This window comes from Christensenella sp. (assembly GCF_034927525.1).
GTDB lineage: Bacteria > Bacillota > Clostridia > Christensenellales > Christensenellaceae > Christensenella.
Window position 1 is genome coordinate 1 of sequence record NZ_JAYFPU010000110.1, and the last position, 5,489, is coordinate 5,489.

Genomic DNA, 5,489 nt, shown 5'->3' on the forward strand with positions numbered 1-5,489 from the left:
TCTTCGTTTCCGGTGTAGAGGACGTTCTCTAAGTCGATGTCCAGATCGAGCTCTTTTGCGCTCCACTCGCGCTCTAAGAGCAATAATGTTTTGCGAATTTGCTCGTCCAGCGAAAATTCGGCGCCCTGCGGAGGGATCACCTGTTTTTCCAGACGGGAAAGCTTTAAAAGGTTTTCAGACAGCTTGGAGAGACGTATGCTTTCGCTGATGATCACATCCGTATATTCGTCAAATTCTTCCTGCGTCAGGTCTTTTGTTTTCAAAAGCTGGGCAAAGCCCTGTATGGACGCGATGGGCGTTTTGAATTCATGCGAAACATTGCTTACAAAATCCTTGCGCAGGTATTCCATGTTTTTCAGTTCATTCGTCATCAGGTTGAAGTTATGCGTCAGCTGACCGATCTCATCCTGTGCGTCGTAATCGACACAGATATCAAAATTGCCCTTGGCAACTTCCTTTGTTGCACGCGATAGGCGCTTGACAGGCTTGGTAATGTGCGTGACCGCGAGTAGCATCAGGATGGAGCCGATGCCCGCGCAAATGACGAGTACCATAAACGCGATATTGCGGAAATAGAGGATCTCGTTGTTTTCGGTGTGAGACGTCATGACAAGGTAGGAATCCCGTACCTTGAGCACGCCGAGAGGCAGCCTTTGAGACTGTGTTTTATCGGTGGAAAAATAAATTTGTCCGGGCTTTAAGGTCGTTAGTTTTTCTTCATCCATGCCGCTTGGCAGCTCCATAGTTGCCGCGTCGTAAACGTGGATATCGTAATAAGCATTGCCGACGATTCCTATGATCTCTTCTAAGGGCAGGTTTGTTTCTTCCGCGAGCCGGCTGATGCTTTTGGAGGTCGAGGATAGGCGTTCTTCGATGTCTTTTAAGAGCGCGCTTTGCATGAACGCGGAAACGACGACCATAGAGGCCACACACGCGATCAATAAAATACCAACAAAGACCATCACAAACTTTAATTGGATGGAGGAGATGTTGCGCATGTTGATGGGTGGGATGAATTTGTGTTTCATACGTTCTTTTCCGCCTTGTATCCAAGCCCGCGGATGGTGATGATCTTAAATTCAGGAAGGTCGTCAAATTTTTCGCGCAGGCGCTTGATGTGCACGTCCACCGTACGCTCGTCGGCTTCTGCCTCCATGCCCCATATTTCGTCCATCAGCTGTTGGCGCGTAAATATCTTTTTGGGGTAGGAGAGCAGCTTGAAGAGCAGGTAAAATTCTTTTTTGGGCAGCTCGTAGGCCTGCCCGTGCGCGGTGACGGTCAGGGAATCGTAATCGAGGGACACGTCGCCGAACTCGAGCTTGTGTTCGTTGGCGATGTTCGCGCGCCGAAGAAGCGCGGAAACGCGCAGCAGCATTTCTTCCATGTCGAGCGGTTTGACCATGTAGTCGTCCGTACCCACAAGGAAGCCTTTCCTCTTATCCTCAAACGTTTCTTTGGCGGTGACCATCAGGATGGGCAACGTATATTCCGCCCTGCGAAGCTCCTCCGTCAGCTGGTATCCGTCCATATTGGGCATCATGATATCGCTGATGATGAGGTCGATGTGCTGCGTATCGAGGATGTCCATCGCTTCCTGCCCGTCGCCCGCGTGGTATACTTCATAGCCCTCGCGTTCCAGATAGGTCGCCATCAGCCGTCTTAAATTTTTATCGTCTTCCACGATCAGAATGTGAAACATATCCGGTTCTCCTGCCGTCATGCGGCGCTTATACTCTAACTCTATTATACCACTTTTTGTGAACCATAAATGAATACAGCACGCAAACATTGCGCGGCGAACATTAATAAAATTCATATTAATTGTTTAAATTAAGTTGTACTGTTTAAAAAAGTAACATGCAATGTTCATGAAATGTTCAAATCGCGAAGAACAATCCACGAAACAATATCTAAATAAAGGAGTGAAATACTTATGTTGCATGTAAATAAACCATTAAAGAAAGATAAAATCGTATCTCCTAACCTCGCGGTATTTGAAGCGGACGAGGCAATGCCTGTCAACGCATTGAATGAAAAATCGGTTCCGGCGGAGGTCGCTTACCGGTTGATCAAGGACGAGCTGATTGACGAAGGAAACGCTCGTCAAAACCTGGCGACATTCTGTCAGACATATATGGAACCAGAAGCGACAAAGCTGATGGGTGAAACGCTTGCGGTAAACGCGATCGATAAATCCGAGTATCCGCAGATGACGGAAGTGGAAAACCGCTGCGTCAACATCATTGCAAGCCTGTGGCACGGCAAAGAGGGCGAAGCGATGGGGACGTCCACAGTAGGATCGTCCGAGGCGTGTATGCTGGGCGGTATGGCGATGAAGTTCAGGTGGCGTGACCTCGCAGAAAAAGCAGGCATCGACACCAAAGCGAAACAGCCGAACCTTGTTATTTCTTCCGGATATCAGGTATGCTGGGAAAAATTCTGCGTGTATTGGGATATTGAGATGCGTCTCGTTCCGCTTGATGAGCAGCATATGAGCATGAATATGGATAAGGTGATGGACTATGTGGACGACTATACCATCGGTGTAGTAGGCATCCTTGGCATCACTTATACAGGTAAATTCGACGATATCAAAAAGCTCGACTCGCTGATTGAAAAACACAATAAGACGGCGAAGGTACCGATCGGCATCCATGTGGACGGCGCTTCCGGCGGTATGTTTGCTCCGTTTGTCGATCCGAAGCTCGAATGGGATTTCCAACTGAAGAACGTACATTCGATCAACACATCAGGTCACAAATATGGCCTTGTATATCCGGGCATCGGCTGGGTGCTCTGGAAGAACAAAGAATATCTGCCGGAACGGCTTATCTTCTACGTCAACTATCTGGGCGGAGAACAGCCGACAATGGCGATCAACTTCTCGCGCTCGGGCAGCCAGATCATCGGCCAGTATTACATTTTCCTGCGCTATGGTATGGAGGGCCTGAAGCTTGTACAGGGACACACAAGGGACGTGGGACAGCATATCATCAAAGCAATCGAGGATTTTGGCATCTTTGAGATATACAACGATGGAAAGAATCTCCCGATCCTGTGCTACAGGCTGAAGGACCAGGGGAAGCACAAGTGGACGCTTTACGAGCTGGCAGACCGCCTTGCAATGAAGGGATGGCAGGTTCCGGCGTATACACTGCCCGCAAACTTAACAGATGTTGTGATCCAGCGCTATGTGGTGCGTGCAGACCTTTCGTACAACATGGCGGATGCGCTTATCGAGGACATGAAAATGGCTATCGAATATCTGGATAAGAACACAACGGTCGACGCTCCCGGCAAGAAGAAAAAGGGTGCGCAGGGCTTTACGCACTAAGCAGATTCAATGGATCGCGGCGGGCATGCTGGGTATGCCCGCCGCATAAAATAATAGATATCATATATAATTGTAGGTTCAATGAGGAGGTACTAAGATGAAAGCAGTCAGCAATTCTGCGAAAAGCGGAAAACACTTGACATTGTTTGGATTCTTTGCGATCACGGCTTCGATGGTTATGACCGTATACGAATATCCGACGTTTGCATCATCCGGTTTTTCCCTTGTATTCTTCCTGATTTTGGGAGGCGTACTCTGGTTCTTGCCCGTGGCTTTGTCTTCCGCTGAGATGGCGACAGTCAAAGGATGGGACACCGGCGGCGTATATACGTGGTCGGGCAACATGCTGGGTGAAAAATGGGGCTTTGCAAACATATTTTTCCAATGGTTCCAGATCACGGTAGGATTCGTGACGATGATCTACTTCATTCTGGGGGCACTCTCGTATGTGCTGCACTGGGATGCGCTGAACACCAATCCTGTGATCAAATTTGTGGGCGTTCTGGTCATCTTTTGGGCGCTGACATTCTCGCAGTTTAAGGGTACGAAGCTAACGGCAAAAATTTCCAAGATCGGTTTTGTATTTGGTATTATGATTCCGGCAATCGTATTGTTTGCCCTTGCAATCGGATTCTTTACGACGGGTGGCAAGAGCCTGATCCCGCTTGACGCGAAGGCGCTTATTCCGGACTTTACAAAAATCAATACGCTGGTGGTGTTCGTGTCGTTCATCCTAGCTTATGCGGGTATAGAAGCATCTGCTTCACACGCGAATGAGATGAAGAACGTCAAGAAGGATTATCCGCTTGCGATCATCATTTTAGTCATTCTGGCGATCGTGCTCAATACGATTGGCGGCGTTTCGATCGGCGCGGTCGTACCGGAAGCCCAGCTTGGCCTTTCCACAGGTGTGATACAGGGCTTTGAAGGACTGGTGAACCACTTCGGCAGCGGGATGGACTGGATGGTGAGCGTGATCGCGATACTCATCGCGGTGGGCGTTATCGCAGAAGTATCCGCATGGGTCGTCGGCCCTTCGTGGGGCATGTTGGAAGCGGGCAAAAACGGCCTTCTTCCGAAAAAACTCTCTGAGACAAACAAGCATGGCGTTCCGACAAAGTTCCTGCTGCTGCAGGGGTTGATCGTAACGGCATGGGCAGCAGTATTAACGTTCGGCGGCGGCGGAAATAACGTTTCGTTTTTCACGGCGATCTCGCTGACGGTAATCATCTACATCGTAGGGTATATTATCTTCTTCCTTGCGTACATCAAGCTTGTGCGCAAGCATACGACACAGGAGCTGCCGCGTGCATTTGAGATATCCAAGAAAAAAGCGCCTAAGTTGATCTTAGCTTTTGCGGGCTTGATCGTATCGATCTTTGCTCTTATCATCTCGTTTGTGCCGCCGTCGCAGCTGACAAGCCCTGACGCGGCAACGCAGTATCTGACGATACTGATCATCAGTTTTGCGGTCGTGATATTTGTACCGTTTATCATCTACCACTTTATGCGCAAGAAGAATCCGCTTCCGCCGGGTGTGAAAATGCCTCCGGCAGTAGACTCGGACGCGCAGGAACCACAAAAAGCAGCAGCCGCACAGGCGACCGGTGCATCGGCTCCGGCGGGTGATGCGAAGGGAACGACCCCCAAGAAATAGCATAGAATATTGAAAACGAAGAACAGCTGCGATGTTGCGGCTGTTTTTCGTTTGGATAAAAAACTTGACATATATCACGTCGTGATATATCATGGTGCGATAGGAGGGTTGGGCATGGAAATAGAAAATGCGAGAAAACGGTATATCCCCATGAGTGAAACGATGTTTTTCATCCTGTTTTCGCTGCGGGAGGAACGGCATGGATATGCGGTCATGCAATATGTGCAGAATCTGACGAACGGCAGGATCGTTATGGGGGCGGGGACGATCTACCAGAGCATTTCCAAACTGCTGCGGGATGGATTGATCAGTGCGACGGAGGAAAAGGACAGGCAAAAAAAGTACCGGATCACCAAGACCGGCCTTGCCATTTTGAAGGAAGAAGCAGTACGGATCAGGGAAATGGCAGAAGTGGCGGAGGTGTTGTTATGAAAAGCGAAGATACAATGGCGCAGTGGTGGCTGCCGTACAAGTATGCCGCACCGGTCGATTGTGAAA

Annotated in this window: 5 protein-coding genes; 3 read left to right on the forward strand and 2 right to left on the reverse strand. The window is 49.2% G+C overall.

Annotated features, from left to right (window positions below; translation table 11 throughout):
* Together VB081_RS04475 and VB081_RS04480 are read right to left on the reverse strand one after the other, a co-directional pair.
* Nucleotides 1-1,028, reverse strand: a 1,028-nt coding sequence (locus VB081_RS04475) for a HAMP domain-containing sensor histidine kinase (RefSeq protein WP_323399646.1), incomplete at its 3' end; no start/stop codon positions are given.
* Nucleotides 1,025-1,699: a response regulator transcription factor gene (locus VB081_RS04480; protein WP_323399647.1), complete on the reverse strand. Its 675-nt coding sequence runs from the start codon at nt 1,697-1,699 to the stop codon at nt 1,025-1,027. The genes VB081_RS04475 and VB081_RS04480, both read right to left, overlap by 4 nt.
* A 234-nt stretch (nt 1,700-1,933) precedes the next feature.
* Between VB081_RS04480 and VB081_RS04485 the strand changes: the two genes are divergently transcribed.
* The 3 genes from VB081_RS04485 to VB081_RS04495 all read left to right on the forward strand — a co-directional run bounded on the left by VB081_RS04485 (nt 1,934) and on the right by VB081_RS04495 (nt 5,423).
* The gene (locus VB081_RS04485) at nt 1,934-3,334 is read left to right on the forward strand and encodes a glutamate decarboxylase (protein ID WP_323399648.1); all 1,401 of its coding nucleotides are present in this window, start codon (nt 1,934-1,936) and stop codon (nt 3,332-3,334) included.
* A 97-nt stretch (nt 3,335-3,431) separates the two neighbouring features.
* Nucleotides 3,432-4,991: an amino acid permease gene (locus VB081_RS04490; RefSeq protein ID WP_323399649.1), complete on the forward strand. Its 1,560-nt coding sequence runs from the start codon at nt 3,432-3,434 to the stop codon at nt 4,989-4,991.
* Nucleotides 4,992-5,105: 114 nt separating this feature from the next.
* Nucleotides 5,106-5,423, forward strand: coding sequence for a PadR family transcriptional regulator (locus VB081_RS04495; RefSeq protein WP_323399650.1), 318 nt, complete (start codon nt 5,106-5,108; stop codon nt 5,421-5,423).
* The last annotated feature ends 66 nt before the right edge of the window (nt 5,424-5,489 follow it).

What these genes read in the sequence shown, in the direction of transcription:
- VB081_RS04480 (WP_323399647.1), bottom strand. Translation starts at nt 1,699, where the DNA reads ATGTTTCACATTCTGATCGTGGAAGACGATAAAAATTTAAGACGGCTG.
- VB081_RS04485 (WP_323399648.1), top strand. Translation starts at nt 1,934, where the DNA reads ATGTTGCATGTAAATAAACCATTAAAGAAAGATAAAATCGTATCTCCT.
- VB081_RS04490 (WP_323399649.1), top strand. Translation starts at nt 3,432, where the DNA reads ATGAAAGCAGTCAGCAATTCTGCGAAAAGCGGAAAACACTTGACATTG.
- VB081_RS04495 (WP_323399650.1), top strand. Translation starts at nt 5,106, where the DNA reads ATGGAAATAGAAAATGCGAGAAAACGGTATATCCCCATGAGTGAAACG.